Annotated in this window: 13 protein-coding genes; 10 read left to right on the top strand and 3 right to left on the bottom strand. The window is 56.7% G+C overall.

From position 1 onward, the window contains the following. Positions 1-51 precede the first annotated feature (51 nt). The 5 genes from argB to argH all read left to right on the top strand — a co-directional run bounded on the left by argB (position 52) and on the right by argH (position 5,909). The gene (argB, locus tag PEL01S_RS24060) at positions 52-843 is read left to right on the top strand and encodes an acetylglutamate kinase (protein WP_127462083.1); all 792 of its coding nucleotides are present in this window, start codon (positions 52-54) and stop codon (positions 841-843) included. A 44-nt stretch (positions 844-887) separates the two neighbouring features. Then, a complete protein-coding gene (gene argD / locus PEL01S_RS24065) occupies positions 888-2,078 on the top strand; it encodes an acetylornithine transaminase (RefSeq protein ID WP_063183256.1) in 1,191 nt (396 codons plus the stop codon). 38 nt (positions 2,079-2,116) lie between these two features. Further along, positions 2,117-3,073: an ornithine carbamoyltransferase gene (gene argF, locus PEL01S_RS24070; RefSeq protein WP_063183254.1), complete on the top strand. Its 957-nt coding sequence runs from the start codon at positions 2,117-2,119 to the stop codon at positions 3,071-3,073. 39 nt (positions 3,074-3,112) lie between these two features. Continuing rightward, positions 3,113-4,351, top strand: coding sequence for an argininosuccinate synthase (locus tag PEL01S_RS24075; protein WP_063183253.1), 1,239 nt, complete (start codon positions 3,113-3,115; stop codon positions 4,349-4,351). Positions 4,352-4,493: 142 nt separating this feature from the next. Continuing rightward, the gene (gene argH / locus PEL01S_RS24080; RefSeq protein WP_063183251.1) at positions 4,494-5,909 is read left to right on the top strand and encodes an argininosuccinate lyase; all 1,416 of its coding nucleotides are present in this window, start codon (positions 4,494-4,496) and stop codon (positions 5,907-5,909) included. A gap of 89 nt (positions 5,910-5,998) precedes the next feature. Here argH and PEL01S_RS24085 read toward each other — a convergent pair whose 3' ends face one another. After that, a complete protein-coding gene (locus PEL01S_RS24085) occupies positions 5,999-7,507 on the bottom strand; it encodes a VanW family protein (protein ID WP_127462084.1) in 1,509 nt (502 codons plus the stop codon). 323 nt (positions 7,508-7,830) lie between these two features. On the opposite strand from PEL01S_RS24085, the gene ftsE reads away from it, so the two are divergent. From ftsE to PEL01S_RS24110, 5 genes are all read left to right on the top strand, one after another. After that, positions 7,831-8,517 (top strand): cell division ATP-binding protein FtsE, encoded by a 687-nt coding sequence (gene ftsE / locus PEL01S_RS24090; protein WP_108535262.1) that lies wholly within the window; start codon positions 7,831-7,833, stop codon positions 8,515-8,517. After that, positions 8,507-9,421 (top strand): permease-like cell division protein FtsX, encoded by a 915-nt coding sequence (ftsX, locus tag PEL01S_RS24095; protein WP_063183247.1) that lies wholly within the window; start codon positions 8,507-8,509, stop codon positions 9,419-9,421. Before ftsE ends, ftsX begins: the two co-directional genes overlap by 11 nt. Positions 9,422-9,472: 51 nt before the next feature. Continuing rightward, positions 9,473-10,705, top strand: a complete 1,233-nt coding sequence (locus tag PEL01S_RS24100) for a murein hydrolase activator EnvC family protein (protein ID WP_127462085.1) — start codon at positions 9,473-9,475, stop codon at positions 10,703-10,705. A 93-nt stretch (positions 10,706-10,798) separates the two neighbouring features. Then, positions 10,799-12,250, top strand: a complete 1,452-nt coding sequence (locus PEL01S_RS24105; protein WP_063183243.1) for a S41 family peptidase — start codon at positions 10,799-10,801, stop codon at positions 12,248-12,250. A gap of 143 nt (positions 12,251-12,393) precedes the next feature. Then, positions 12,394-13,686 (top strand): PDZ domain-containing protein, encoded by a 1,293-nt coding sequence (locus PEL01S_RS24110; RefSeq protein ID WP_127462086.1) that lies wholly within the window; start codon positions 12,394-12,396, stop codon positions 13,684-13,686. A gap of 93 nt (positions 13,687-13,779) precedes the next feature. Here PEL01S_RS24110 and PEL01S_RS24115 read toward each other — a convergent pair whose 3' ends face one another. Both PEL01S_RS24115 and PEL01S_RS24120 read right to left on the bottom strand, forming a co-directional pair. Then, positions 13,780-14,574, bottom strand: a complete 795-nt coding sequence (locus tag PEL01S_RS24115) for a flagellar motor protein MotB (RefSeq protein WP_063183239.1) — start codon at positions 14,572-14,574, stop codon at positions 13,780-13,782. Further along, complete coding sequence (locus PEL01S_RS24120; protein ID WP_063183238.1) at positions 14,558-15,349, bottom strand: flagellar motor protein; 792 nt, start codon at positions 15,347-15,349, stop codon at positions 14,558-14,560. Before PEL01S_RS24120 ends, PEL01S_RS24115 begins: the two co-directional genes overlap by 17 nt. Positions 15,350-15,536: the final 187 nt, after the last annotated feature.

Raw genomic sequence — 15,536 nt, forward strand, 5'->3', positions numbered from 1 at the left:
CCCGCAACCCCCGTGTTGCAGACCGGTGAAACGATAAGGGGAACGGTTCGGATGAGCAATTGTTTTGTGATGAAATGCGGCGGCAGTACGCTAGCGGCGCTGCCGGAGCTTTTTTTCGACGATTTGAAGCGGCTGCAGGCGGAAGGCATCATCCCTGTCATCGTGCACGGCGGTGGTCCGGCGATCTCGGATACGCTCGGCAAGCTGGGCATTGAGTCCGAATTCGTGAACGGCCTTCGCAAAACGAACGAAGCTGTCCTTGATGTGGTCGAAATGGTGCTGGCTGGACAAATTAACAAAGAAATCGTCCGCAAAATCCAGCTTTCCGGGGCGAAGGCGCTTGGCTTGTCCGGCGTCGACGGACATTTGATCGAGGCGGCGCCGGTGGCGAACGCGCACGAGATCGGGCTCGTCGGCGACGTGACGCAGGTGAATGCCGAGCTTGTACAGGGCATCGTGGCGATGGGCTACATTCCCGTCATCGCGCCGGTCGGCATCGGAGCCGACGGCGGCCAACGCTACAACATTAACGCCGATACGGCGGCCGGTGCCGTCGCATCGCACTTGGGTGTGGAGCGGATGATCGTCGTGACGGACGTGCCCGGCATTATGAAGACGGTGGACGGCGAGAAGCGGGTTCTGCCTTCGGTCACCGTTCGCGAGATCGACGAAATGATCGCCAGCGGTGAGATTTACGGCGGGATGATTCCGAAAGTGCGCGCAGCGGTACAGTGTATTCAAGGCAAGGTGCGCGAAGTCGTCATCGTCAACGGCGCAGAGCCGGAAGTGCTCAGCCGGGCGTTGAAGGACGGCGGAATCGGCACCCGCATTGTGAAGGAATAAATCGCACTAATTCTAATATGATCCGAGAAAAAGGAGTGAACGACATGGGAGAGGCTCAAAGCGCATTGTTTCCGAACTACGCACGGTATCCTTTTACGTTTGTGAAGGGGGACGGCAGCCGTCTGTGGGATGAGCATGGCAAGGAGTATCTGGATTTGATGTGCGGGCTGGCGGTGACGAACCTCGGGCATGCGCCGAAACAGGTGACTCAGCGGCTAAAGGAGCAGGTCGATACACTCTGGCATACGAGCAACCTGTTCCACATTCCGAACCAGGAGAAGCTCGCTCAGCTTCTTGTGGACAACAGCTGCGCCGATGCGGTGTTTTTCTGCAACAGCGGAGCGGAGGCGAACGAAGCGGCGATCAAGCTGGCGCGTCGCTATTTCAACAAGGTGCTCGGCCAGCCGCAGCGCTACGAGATCATTACCTTCGACATGTCGTTCCACGGCCGGACGCTGGCAACGCTGACGGCTACGGGACAGGATAAAGTGAAAGAAGGCTTCGCGCCACTGCCGGAAGGCTTCGTGTACGCGCCGTACAACGATGCGGACGCTTTGGAGAAGCTGATCGGCGACCGGACGTGCGCGATCATGCTTGAGCTGGTGCAAGGCGAAGGCGGCGTCAATCCGGCGGATACTGCGTTTGTGAAACGGGTGGCGGAGCTGTGCAAGCAGCACGGGCTGCTGCTCATCCTGGATGAGATCCAGACCGGTATGGGACGCACAGGCAAGCTGTTTGCCTATGAGCATTACGGCATTGAGCCGGATTTGTTCACGCTGGCGAAAGGGCTGGGCAGCGGCATGCCGATCGGCGCGCTGCTCGGCAAGGCGAAGCTGCGCGAAGCGTTCACGGCGGGCAGCCACGGCTCCACCTTCGGCGGGAACTACTTGTCCACCGCAGCGGGTATTGCGACCGTGGAGACGATGCTGGCGGAGAAGCTGCCGGAGCGGGCGGCGGAGTTGGGAAGTTACATTATGAGCGAGCTGCAAACGAAGCTGACGGACAATCCACTGGTAGGCCAGATCCGCGGGCTTGGGCTGCTGATCGGCATCGGTTTGACCGTGCCGGCGGCGGAGTTGATCTCGGAAATTCACGGGCAGGGCGTGCTCGTCGTATCGGCGGGACCGAATGTGATCCGTTTGGCGCCGAGCTTGTTGATCTCGAAGGAAGAATTGGATCGCGGGCTGGAGACGATTTGCAGCGTATTGGCGAAGAAAGCTGCAGCCGCTGTATAGGCTGACAAAGAATAGGCATACCGAAAGGAGAGACATCCATGGCGGGAACAGTACAACAAGATTTGGCAGTTCAGCTCAGAGGGCGCGATTTTATCGGTTTGGTCGATTATGCGCCGGAAGAGATTCAATATTTGATCGAGCTCGCGGTCGAGCTCAAGAGAAAGCATAAAGCGGGGGAAGCGTACCAGCCGCTCAAAGGCAAAACGCTCGGCATGATTTTCGAAAAATCGTCCACGCGGACGCGGGTATCGTTTGAGGTAGGGATGTATCAGCTTGGGGGGCATGCGCTGTTCCTCAGCAAGAACGACCTGCAAATCGGGCGCGGCGAATCGATTCACGATACGGCGCAGACGCTGTCGCGTTATTTGGACGGCATCATGATCCGCACCTTCGCACACCGCACGGTCATTGAGCTGGCGCGGGCCGCAACGGTGCCGGTAATCAACGGCTTGACGGATTTGTCCCATCCGTGCCAGGCGCTGGCGGATTACCAGACGATTTATGAGAAAAAAGGCCGTCTGCAAGGGCTCAAAGTGGCCTATATCGGCGACGGGAATAATATGGTACACTCCTTATTGATGGGCGCGGCCAAGCTTGGCGTCAATTTCGCCGTCGCGACGCCGGCAGGCTACGAGCCGGACGAAGAAGTGCTGCGTCAATGCAAGGAAAGTGCCGCCAAAGCGGGAGCAACCATTTATGTGGGAGCCGACCCGAAAGAAGCGGTGGCGGACGCGGACGTCATTTATACGGACGTGTGGGCCAGCATGGGCTTCGAGGCGGAGCAAAAGGAACGGGAGATCGCGTTCAAAAACTATCAAGTCAACGACGAGCTCGTGAAATATGCGAAAAAAGATTTCTTGTTCATGCACTGCTTGCCGGCACACCGTGGGGAAGAAGTGTCCGAAGGGGTCATCGACGGACCCAACTCCGTCATCTTCGATCAGGCGGAAAACCGGCTGCACGCGCAAAAGGCAGTCATGGCAGCGATCTTGTAATATTCGGAAAGCTTACAATTAAAGGAGAGCGGGAACTACATGGCAAAGCAAAAAATCGTATTGGCCTACTCGGGCGGCCTCGATACGTCGATCATTCTGAAATGGCTGAAAGAAACGTACGATGCCGAGATCATCGCTTTTACCGCGGATATCGGACAAAAAGAAGAGCTGGACGGCTTGGAGGAGAAAGCGCTGAACACCGGCGCCTCCAAAGTATACATCGACGACCTGCGCGAAGAATTCGCCCGCGATTTCATTTATCCGATGTTCCAGTCAGGCGCGCTCTATGAAGGACAATACCTGCTCGGCACCAGCATTGCGCGGCCGCTGATCGCAAAGCGCATGGTCGAAATCGCGCGAGCGGAAGGCGCTACGGCGATCGCTCACGGCGCAACGGGCAAGGGCAACGACCAAATCCGCTTCGAGCTGACGGCTGCGGCGCTGACGCCGGAGATCGAGGTCATCGCGCCTTGGCGTCTGGAGCAGTTCCGCGAGCAGTTCCCGGGTCGGGCCGAGATGATTGCTTATGCCGAAAAGCACGGCATTCCGGTCACCGCTTCGGCGGCCAAACCGTACTCGATGGACCGCAATCTGCTGCACATCAGCTATGAGAGCGGCGTGCTCGAAGATCCGTGGTTTGACGCGAGCGCACCAGAGAACAAAGACATGTATCTGCTGAGCGTGGACCCGGAGGATGCCCCGGACCAAGCGGAATATGTCGATCTTGAATTCGAGCAGGGGAACTGCGTGGCCGTGAACGGCGAGCGTATGATTCCGCTGCACGTGATGGAGAAGTTGAACGAGCTGGGCGGCAAGCACGGGATCGGCCGTGTCGACATGGTGGAGAACCGCTTCGTCGGCATGAAGAGCCGCGGCGTGTACGAAACCCCGGGCGGCGCTATTCTGTTCTCCGCTCACCGCAAGATGGAATCGCTGACGATGGACCGCGAAGTCATGCATCTGCGCGACTCGCTCATCTCGCGTTACAGCTCGCTTGTATACAACGGCTTCTGGTTCGCTCCGGAGCGGCTTGCGCTGCAGGCGCTCGTATCCGAGAGCCAGAAAAACGTGAGCGGCACGGTGCGCCTCAAGCTGTACAAAGGCAACGTGATCGCCGCCGGCGTGAAGAGCCCGGTCAGCTTGTACAACCCGCACATTGCGACGATGGAAGCCGATCCGACGCAAGCGTACAACCAAGGTGATGCGACAGGCTTCATCCGTTTGAACGCCCTGCGTTTGCGTGTCGCTTCCGGCGTCGAGCAAAACGCGGCGAAATAAATCGCGGCAGGCGAGAAGCCGGCCATCATTAGCCTGTAACACTTCGAGCCTTAGGGTTTTCCGTCAACGGGAAGCCCTAAGGCTGTGTATACCGGGCGGCAATCATTCGGTGCTTACGATATAGGAAAAGGGGGACGCTGATATGTCCAAGCTGTGGGGCGGACGGTTTACGAAAAAGACGGACCAACTGGTCGAAGAATATACGGCGTCGATCCTGTTCGACAAGGAGCTGGCCGAGGAGGACATCCAGGGCAGTCTGGCGCATGTGACCATGCTGGGCAAATGCGGCATTCTTCCGGCAGACGACGTGGAGAAAATCAAGGATGGCTTGCTGAAGGTGCAGAGTGTGATTCGCCGGGGCGAAATGGAATTTTCCGTTAGCGACGAAGACATTCATATGAACATCGAGAAGGCGCTGATCGACGAGGTGGGCCCGGTCGGAGGCAAGCTGCACACCGGCCGCAGCCGCAACGATCAGGTAGCCACGGATATGCATTTATGGCTTCGCAAACGGGTCGTAGAGTTTGTCGGTCTGCTGAACAAGGTGCAGGAGGCGCTGATCGGACAAGCGAAAGCGAACCTCGATACGATTGTGCCGGGCTACACGCATTTGCAGCGGGCGCAGCCGATTTTGTTCGCCCATCATTTGATGGCGTACGTGTCGATGTTCCAGCGCGACATCGAGCGTCTGCAGGACAGCTACAAGCGCGTGAACGTGCTCCCTCTGGGCGCCGGGGCGCTGGCCGGGACGACGTTCCCGATCGACCGTCACTTCGTAGCGGAGCAGCTCGGCTTCGACGGCGTGTACGAGAACTCGCTCGACGCGGTGAGCGACCGCGATTTCATTCTGGAGTTCCTGTCGAACGCGGCGACGATTATGATGCACCTCTCTCGCCTCAGCGAGGAGTTCGTGCTGTGGTCCAGCACGGAGTTCCGGTTCATCGAGCTGGATGACGCCTTCTGTACCGGCAGCAGCATTATGCCGCAGAAGAAAAATCCCGATGTCGCCGAGCTTGTGCGCGGCAAGACGGGCCGTGTCTACGGCAATTTGTTCGGCCTCCTGACCGTGCTGAAGTCGCTGCCGCTCGCCTACAACAAGGATATGCAGGAAGACAAAGAAGGCATGTTCGATACGGTCCGCACGCTGCAGGGCGCGCTGCAATTGTTCGCGCCGATGATCAGCACGATGAAGGTAAACAAGGACCGGATGCGCCAAGCTGTCAACCAGGACTTCTCCAATGCGACGGATATCGCGGACTACTTGGTGAACAAAGGAATGCCGTTCCGCCAAGCGCATGAAGTCATCGGCAAAACCGTACTTTACTGTATCCAAAATCAAAAGTATTTGCTCGACCTCAAGCTGGAGGAATTCCATCAATTTTCCAAGCAGTTCGATCAGGATATCTACGACGTGCTGCAGCCGGAAAGTGTCGTAAACGCCCGCAACGTCTACGGTGGTACCGCCGCGGCGCAGGTGAGTCAAGCGATCGAACGGGCGGAAGCCGTACTGGCCGGTTCGTCGGCTTGGTTCGAGGAGTATTTCACGAGAAGCAGATAAGGTAAGTCCAAAATCCCCACCCGCAAAAGGTCGGCTACCTTAGCCGATTGCCTTCAGACGGAGTGGGGGTTTCTTATGTCTGCACACGGTCACCGGAAGGTCGGCCCGCGGACGCCGTCCTCGATCAGCGGCGCAGGCGACTCGCCCGGCGGAGGCGCTGTGCGGTCGAGGGTTCCCGAACCACCGCCGGAAGCGATCACGGTCGGCTGGGCGTGGTAAGTATCGCGCGATACTTTTTCCTGTGAAATGACAACGCCGTTCTGCTTCTTATATCGGAACGTTTCGACGACATATCCGGGTTTTCCTTGCATGATGATTTCCTGTTTGCCGCTCGGCAGTGTCGGATTCAGCACGTACTTGACCGGCGGCGCCAACGTTTCGAGCGTCTTCGACTCGACTTCGTAGGTGACGTCCGGCGGCGTCTGGCCGAACAGCTTCACGGTGACGCTGCGCTCGTCCGAGGAGGTGCGGATCAACAAATAGTGGTCCGTCGAGTTGCGGAATTTGAAATTGATATGGCCGGTGGCGAACGTGGCGTCCTGCCCCAGCGCGACATAGCTCACGGGGAGCGAATGATTTCGCCGCTCCACGACGGCCAAACCCGCCCGCAGGACGGCGTTGTACAGCGTCGATGATACCTGGCAGATGCCGCCACCGATGCCGGGAACGAGCTTGCCGTTCACGATGACAGGCGCTTCCTTGAAGCCAAAACGCTTCTCCGTCCGCTCAATGAACGGAGCATAGTCGAACACCTCGCCCGGCTTCAGCAGCACATCCTGCAGGGAAGCAGCCGTCGAACGGACGTTATGCACCCGTCCTTCGATGCTGACGGCGGCTGGAGCCGGCGGCGACACGGTCGTGAACTCGCCGATTTTGCGTATAATTCCCTGCGCGCGCAGCGCTTGCTCCGTAATCGCCGGCTCTTGCGTTCGCATCGGAACGTCCAGCGGGATGACGGCAGACGCCTGCTGCTGGCGCCCTCCAGCCTCCGGCCCGTCGGCGGGTGCGGGTGCTGCGGTAATGGCTCCCCAATCCGGCAGCGCCGCTTTGAGCCGGCTTAACAACTGCCCTTCGTCGACTCGTTCGACACGGGCCTCGGGGACGTAGCTGATGCCATCGTTCGCGTCGATCAGCCGTTTCGCATCGGTTGGCTTGCGGGCGTACACTTGCGGGAAAGCTTCGTTCAGCGCGGCCTGCAGCTTGTCTGCGGACAGCGCGGGCGTCAGCGCAAGCGAGGCTCCCCGCAACCGCCAGCGGGCCGCCGCCCGCCGGTACGGCGGCCCTTCCCGAACGGGCTGAAGCTGCGACAGCAGCTCCTGGCCGTTGATCTCAAGCCCGAGCTGCCGGAGTGTCCGCTCGGTGCTGCCGCCTCCCGGCACGGTCAGCCGGACCTTTTGCTCCAACAGCGCCGATGTTTTCGAAGCAAGCTGACGTTCGAGCTCAGGCCAGGACAGGCCCCCGATCGGCCAACCCGCAACATGCGCACCTGCAGGAACCCAGGCGAGCGATCCGTAGGCGGTTACCGACAGGAAAATGACCAGCATCAGCGTCAGCGTGCCGATCCAGATCCAGTGAAAATGCAGATTCCATCGAGGCATGATGGGGTCTCCTTTTGTTCTTCGATACACTTGTACCTCTTCATATATATGCGGCCAAGCTCCTAAACTTTCCATTCGCCGTCATTCGCCAATCGTCCGAGTAAGGCCGCGCGGGCTGTACGATCCGGTCGAAGAAGAGCGAGGCGGTGAGTCGCATTGTCCTATACTTTGAGCCGAACCGGTGTTCCGAAATGTGAAGAAACTGTAGAAATTCACTGTCGGATAAAGGATTTTGCGCTTTTATGTCGAACTTGTAAAGGCTGGCATCAAGTCCGCTTCTCGAGGCGGTCTACAGACTCGCAAATTTTTCAGGATGTGATATCGTGATCGAAATGCAGGACGTTTGGAAAACGTATCCTGACGGCAGCCATGCCTTGAAAGGCATCAGCGTCAAGGTCGACCAAAGCGACTTCCTTTATGTCGTTGGCCCTTCCGGCGCCGGCAAATCGACCTTTATGAAATTGATTTACAGAGAAGAGCGACCGACCAAAGGCACGATATTCGTCAACGGCTTCAATCTGGAGAAGCTCAAACAGCGCAAAATTCCGTTTGTCCGGCGCAATATCGGGGTCATTTTCCAAGACTTCCGGCTGCTCCCGAAGCTTACCGTATATGAGAACGTCGCCTTCGCCATGGAAGTGATCGAGGCGCCGAAGAAGCTCATCAAGAAGCGCACGCTCGAAGTGCTGGAGCTCGTGCGGCTCAAGGACAAAATCAATTCTCTGCCGACCCAGCTTTCCGGGGGCGAGCAGCAGCGGGTCGCCATTGCCCGGGCGATCGTGAACAGCCCTTCCGTCATCGTCGCGGACGAGCCGACGGGGAATCTCGATCCCGACACGTCTTGGGGCATTATGAAGCTGATGGAAGAAATCAACTTCCGCGGCACGACCATCATTATGGCAACGCACAACAAAGAAATCGTCAACACGATGCGCAAGCGGGTACTGGCCATCGAATCGGGCAAGCTTGTCCGGGATGAGGTAAGGGGTGACTACGGCTATGAGGATTAACACGGCCGTCAGGCATCTTCGCGAAGGCGGTAAAAACGTCGTTCGAAACGGCTGGATGTCCTTTGCCTCCATTAGTGCGATTGCGATTTCTTTGTTTATTTTGGGTGTCTTTTTGCTTCTGACGTTGAATGTCAATTACTTGACCCAGCAGATCGAACAGCAGGTTGAGATCCGGGTGTATCTAGAGGTGAAAACGCCGGAGGATCAGGTAACTTCATTGCAAAACGAAATTTCGGCCATCTCTAACGTTTCGAAGGTCAAGTTTGTTTCCAAAGAGGAAGGGCTTGAATACTTGCGCGGAAAGCTGGGAGACGGGAAGCAGCTGCTCGAAGGGTTCGAGGGCGAGAACAATCCGTTGAACGATTCCTTCACCGTCGAAGTGACCGACCCTCGCGAGGTCGCAGCGGTGGCGAAGCAGATCGAGGGCTTGAACAACGGCAAGCCGACGAAGCCGATTTACCGGGTCAGCTACGGACAAGGGACGGTAGAGACGATGTTCAAAGTGACGTCGATCGTCCGCAACGTCGGGCTGGGTATCGTAGCCGGTTTGGCGCTGACCGCCATGTTCCTGATTTCCAATACGATTAAAATTACGATCGTGGCGCGCCGCCGCGAGATTTCGATCATGAAGCTCGTCGGGGCGACCAACTCATTTATCCGCTGGCCGTTCTTTATCGAAGGGGCGCTGCTCGGCATTATCGGTTCGGCAATTCCCGTCGGCCTGCTGCTGTACGGGTATTGGGAAATGATGCGGGCGATCCAGCTTGACCTGAACCTGCTGCTCGTTCAACTGCTGCCCTTTGAAGCGATCAGCCTTAAGACGGCAGGGCTTCTGCTAGGCATCGGCATTATGATCGGCATTTGGGGAAGTACGCTGTCGGTCCGCAAATTTTTGAAAGTTTAATAACCAACTAACCAACGATCAATCTCGGATGAATAGTCGGGGGAGGAACGGATGTTGAAGAAGTCTTGGGTGCCTCTTGTTGTCACGGCCGGTTTGCTAGGAACGCTTATCGCTCCGCAGTACGGCTTTGCGCTGTCGGAGTCGCAGCGGATTCAGCAGGAAATCAATGAGCTTAAAAAATCGAAATCCGCAACGCAGCAAAAAGCGAACGAGACGGAAAAGCAAATCAATCAGGTGCAGCAGGAAAAGCAGCAGACGTCGAATGATATTACCGCGATCCTCGGCCAAATCGACGCGACGAACAAGAAGCTCAACGTGCTGAACGACCAAGTGTCGAGCGTCACGACCTCTTTGAAGGAGAACGCTCAGCAGCTGGAGGAAGCGGAAGCGAGAATCGTCTCCCGCGACCAGATGCTTAGATCCAGGCTGCGTCTGATGTATATGAACGGCGTCGTTTCCTACGCTGACGTGCTGCTCAGCTCCACCAGCTTCAGCGATTTCTTGGACCGTCTGCAGGCGCTCAAGTCGATTGTCGGGCAGGACAAAGAAATTTTGGAAGCGAACAAGCGGGACAAGGCCGTGATCGCCGACAAGCGCGTGGTGATTGAAAAGCAGTTGGCGGAGGTAAAAACTTTGTATGCCCAAGCGGCGGCCATCAAAGCCGATCTTGTCGTGAAGGAAAAAGAAAAGGAAGTCAAAATCGCAAGCCTTTCCCAAAAGGAAAAGGAATTGGAAGATATCAGCGAGGATGTGCAGAAGCAGCTCGTTGAAGTGGCGAAGCAGGAAGCGGATAAACAGCGCGCACTTCAGCAGGCCAAAGCGGCGGAGAACGCCAAGAAGCCTAAGGCTACTGCAGCGCCTGCAACCCCTGCCTATACTTACGGTGGCGGCAAGTTCGGGTATCCGCTGCCGCGCGTCGTACAGATGTCTTCGGACTTCGGCACCCGGACCGACCCGATTAACGGACGGAAATCAACGCACACCGGACTCGACCTGCCTTCCCCGAACGGAACGGACATTTTTGCGGCGGAGGACGGCGTCGTCATCGTCGCTTCCTGGTGGAGCGGGTACGGCAACTGCGTGGTCATCGATCACGGCAAAGGCGTATGGACGTTGTACGGGCATATCCGCAACGACGGCATTGTCGTCGAGAAGGGAGACACCGTCAAGCGCGGTCAAAAGATTGCAGAGGTCGGTTCCACCGGCCGTTCGACCGGAAACCATCTGCATTTTGAAGTCCGCATCGACGGAGATCCGGTTGATCCGAAGCCGTATTTGAGATAATGCTGCTGTTCATATTTTTTCTTGGCTTGTCATAAACTAGAAAGACAAGTTAGTCAAGTAGCGGGAACAGCAAAGGCGGTGTGGGACTATAAAATGACATTCAAAGGACGTACCGTATTGGCGTTTGTCCTGTTGTCCATGTTTGCAAGCAGCATTATGACGCTGACGATCGTACATCCGTCGATTTTCGCCGCCGTCGGCTTGGAGAACCCGGCATCCGCCGACGTGAAATCAGGGCTGACCAGCAAGGACTACAAAAAATTGGCAACGACGTACCAATTGATCGAAGGCAAGTTTTTAAACAATGTCGATCACGACAAGATCGTGAACGGCGCGGTCAACGGGATGCTCTCTACGCTCGACGATCCGTTTACGGTGTATATGGATCAGAAGGAGGCGCAGCAGTTCGACGAGAACATCTCTTCGTCGTTCCAAGGCATTGGCGCGGAGGTTACCTCCGAAGACGGCAAAGTGACCATCGTCTCTCCGATCAAAGGGTCGCCGGCCGAGAAGGCCGGACTTCACGCGCACGACATCATCGTCTCGATCAACGGAGAGAAGCTGGAAGGGCTGTCGCTCAACCAGGCGATTATGAAGATCCGCGGTCCCAAGGGCACGCAGGCCAAAATCGAAGTGCTGCGGGCCGGGGCGCCGGAGCCGATCCAGATGATCGTCGTCCGTGATGACATCGATGTCGAGACCGTATACAGCGAGATGCTGCCCGGACAGATCGGCAAAATCGAAATCCGGCAGTTCTCCAGCAACACCTCCAAACGGTTCAAGGAAGAGCTGAAAGCGTTGGAGGACAAAGGGATGAAGGGACTCATCATCGACGTGCGCAACGATCCGGGCGGTCTGCTTACCGCGGTCGTAGAAATTGTCGAGCCGTTCATACCGAAAGGCAAGGGAATCGTTCAGATCGAGGACCGCAAAGGCAAGCGCGAGGAGACGGCATCGCAGGGAACCGGCAAGCCGTACCCGGTGTCGGTGCTCATCAACAAGGGCAGCGCGAGCGCATCGGAGATACTGGCCGGCGCGCTGCACGACTCCGCAGGGAGCCAGCTGATCGGAGAGAACACGTTCGGCAAAGGTACGGTTCAGGTCACGTTCGAGAAAGAAATGGGCGACGGCAGCAATATCAAGATGACCGTTTACAAGTGGCTCACGCCGAACGGCACCTGGATTCACAAGAAAGGCATTGCGCCGACGATGCCCGTCGAACAACCGGCTTACTTCAAAGTGGCACCACTAAGCAAAAAAACGACGCTTAAGCCGGATATGAACAACGAGGACGTCAAAAATCTGCAGATCATGCTGCAGGGCCTCGGCCTCGGCCCGGACCGGCAGGATGGCTACTTCAGCGAAAAAACAGCACTGGCCGTCAAAGCGTTCCAGCGGCTGAACGGTTTGCCGATTACCGGCGAGGTGGATACCGAGACGGCGAACAAGCTGGAGAAGGCGATCCTGACCGAGATTCGCGATCCGAAGAACGACCTGCAGCTTAAGGCGGCTGTCGAGTACATGCAAGGTGCCGTTAAGAAGTAACGGCTTCCGGGATTTAGGGAAATTCAGCCGACGGCAGGAAAACGAAGCATCCGCGTCGAAATAACAACCTCTATCGGGGCCGCCCGACTTAACGGCCTCGCTGGAGGTTTTCTTTTTAATATTAGAAACAAAAGGAGCCGGCCATGGACTTTGGTTTGGAACTGGCGCACAGGGGACTTCGGGCGCTGTTGCAGCTGTTGACGCATCCTTTTTACTATGTAGGCATTTTATTCATCGTGCTGCAGTACCGCCGGCAGATTGCGTTCGAACGGAAGCTGTTCGCGACCAAGCTGCATTCACTGTTATCGGAAACGTGGAGAACCGTGCTGTGGGGCTGGGTAGGCGGTCTTGCCGCTTCCGTCCTGATGGCGGGAATCGGGGCGTCCGTTCAGCCGGAGGCAGTTGTACTGCTGTGGCTTGTTTCTCTGCTGCTTATTTTCGCGCGGATGCGCTTTATGTGTTGGGCTTATGCCGTAGGTGTCATCGGTGTGGCGCAAGTAGTCATAAGGGCATTCCCCGCATTATACGACGGAGAGGCTGCGGCTTCCTGGACTTGGGTAACGGGACCGCTGTTGTCATTGAATATGCCGTCCATGCTGGCGCTTGTGGCGGTTCTGCATCTGGCGGAAGCACTGTTCGTACGCTTTCAAGGCACGCGGCTCGGTACGCCGATGTTTTACGAGAGCAAGCGGGGCAAAATTGTCGGCGGATATCAGCTGCAAGGCTACTGGCCGATGACGCTGTTTCTTCTCGTGCCGATGGCCGGGGGGACGGCACTGCCTTGGACGCCGCTGCTTGGCGGCGATTTGTGGCAGCACGGCTGGACGATCGTCGGCTTCCCCGTGATGATCGGCTTTACCGAGATGACAATGTCGCGGCTGCCTCAGGAGAAAGTGAAGCTGAGCTCGAACCTGCTGCTGCTCTATGCCGCTGCCCTGCTGCTGTTTGCAGCCGTAGCCGCCTGGTGGCCGCCGTTTATGGCCGTGGCATCCGTGCTGTGCATCCTGATGCACGAAGCGATGATCGCCTACAGCCGGTGGGATGAAGCGAGGCGCAGTCCACTATATGTACACGGCAGTCGCGGGTTGAAAATTTTGGGCGTTCTGCCCGGCAGTCCGGCGGACGAGCTTGGTCTTGCCGTCGGCGAGATCGTTCACAAAGTGAACGGCATCCCGATCCGTACGAAGCAGGACCTGCATCAAGCGATGCAGCAGAACTCGGCGTTCTGCAAGCTGGAAATTTTGAATTTGGCGGGCGAAAGCAAATTTTTGAAGCGCGCCATTTTTTCGGGAGAGCACCATCAGCTTGGCATCGTGCTTGCCCCCGATCAAGAGGCGCTTCACTACGCAGAGGTAAGGCAGCGGCCGATCTGGGCGTACTTCAGCCGCAAGCCGGTCGGACTGCTCAGCAATCGTTCGGATTCCAAATCGGTATAAGCAAAAACAAGCCGCTGGCGTGAGAGACATAATCACGCCAAGCGGCTTGTTTCAAATAACCGTAAAATGCGGTAATAAGCAATGGGGCAGGCTTTAATTGCCTGACGGTTGAAGAGCGGAAGCGGGCTTCTCCCGCAGCACGACAATTTCGACCCGGCGATTTTTGGCGCGGTTCTCTGCGCTGTTGTTTTCCGCTACCGGTCTCGTATCCGCGTAGGCCGTCGAAACGAGCTTTTTCGGATCGAGCTGTGTTTCATAGAGGAAATATCGCAGTACCGAAAGCGAACGAGCCTGCGACAACCCCCAGTTGTCTTTGTAGAAGGAGCCTGTTACTAGCGGCAGGTCGTCCGTATGCCCTTCGATGCTGACCGTCGCGTCGAGCGTCGGGAACAAGCTTGCCAGCTTGGTTAGGACCGGAACCGCGGGCGGCTTCAGATCCGCTTTGCCGAGATCGAACAGGAACAGATCGTTCAGCGTGACGGCTACCCCTCGCGGCGTATTGGCTGCAGACACTTGGGTTTGCAAATTGTTTTCTTCGATATAGACCTGCACTTTTTTGAGCAGATCTTCGAGCTGGCGTTCCTTTTTCTCCTGCTCTTCTCTTTCTTTCATTTCCCTGAGCTGCTGCTCGGTTTTCGTGCTGTCGTCTCCGCCCTTCGCCGGGTTGGCGGAACCGGAGATGCCCATGCCCTTCGGCATAATCGTATCGGCCTTCATGAATTCAAACTTCAGCGCTTGTGACAGTACCTCATATTTTTGCACGTCCACCTTGCTCATCGCATACATGATGACAAAAAAGATGAGCAGCAGCGTAATCAGGTCCGCATAGGTAACCATCCATCGCTCGTGGTTTTCGGGGGCTTCCTGCTTTTTATTCTTCCGCGCCACCGGCCTCACCTGCGCCTTCGACTTTTTTATGTTCCTGATGGAGGAACGAGTTCAGTTTCTTTTTGATGAGCTGCGGGTTTTCCCCGGCTTGAAGCGCGAGGATGCCTTCCAGCATCAATTCCATCTCGGAGATTTGCTCTTTGCTGCGGATTTTGATTTTGCTTGCGATCGGCAGGTAAAGAACGTTTGCGGACGATACGCCGTACAGCGTTGCAGTAAACGCAACGGCAATGGCCGGCCCCAAACTTCCCGGATCAGACAAGTTGCCGAGCACGTGGATCAAGCCCATAACGGTACCGATGATCCCCATCGTCGGAGCATAAGCGCCGGCCGCCTCGAACATTTTGGCGTAGCCTTCGTGATGGTGCTCGATCGCATCCATCTCCAGCTCCAGAATTTGCCGGGTCAGCTCCGGATCGGTGCCGTCGACAACCATCATGAGACCGTCCCGCAGGAACGGGTTGTTATGCTCTTGTGCGCGCTGCTCCAAGGCAAGCACGCCTTCGCGTCTGGCGATCGTAGCCATGTCGACCAACTCGTCGATGATCGCGGCGTGGTCGCGCTTCGGCTCTTTGAACGCCATTCCCAAAGCTTTGCCGATTTGCTTAAGCTGGGACATCGGGAAGCTGATCATGACCGCTCCGAACGTTCCGCCGAAAATGATGAGCATGGCACTGGGAACCACCAGCGCGGAAAGGTGACCGCCGTCCATCAGATAGCCGCCGATCAGACCGCCCAGGCCTACGATAATACCTATTAATGTAGTCAAGTCCACTGTCGTTCCACCCCTAGATTTCTAAAATTAATGTTGTGCTGCGTTCCTTTTTCTTTTTTCTGCGCAAGCGAAGCCTTGGAAAAACAGGAAATGGGATTCGTTTGCAACAGAAAGAGAAAAAAGGTATAATATATGGGAACAAATATTCCTATCAAAGGAAATCGTCGAACGGAGTCGAACGCGCGTC

Source organism: Paenibacillus elgii NBRC 100335 (genome assembly GCF_004000865.1).
GTDB classification, from domain to species: Bacteria; Bacillota; Bacilli; order Paenibacillales; family NBRC-103111; genus Paenibacillus_G; species Paenibacillus_G elgii.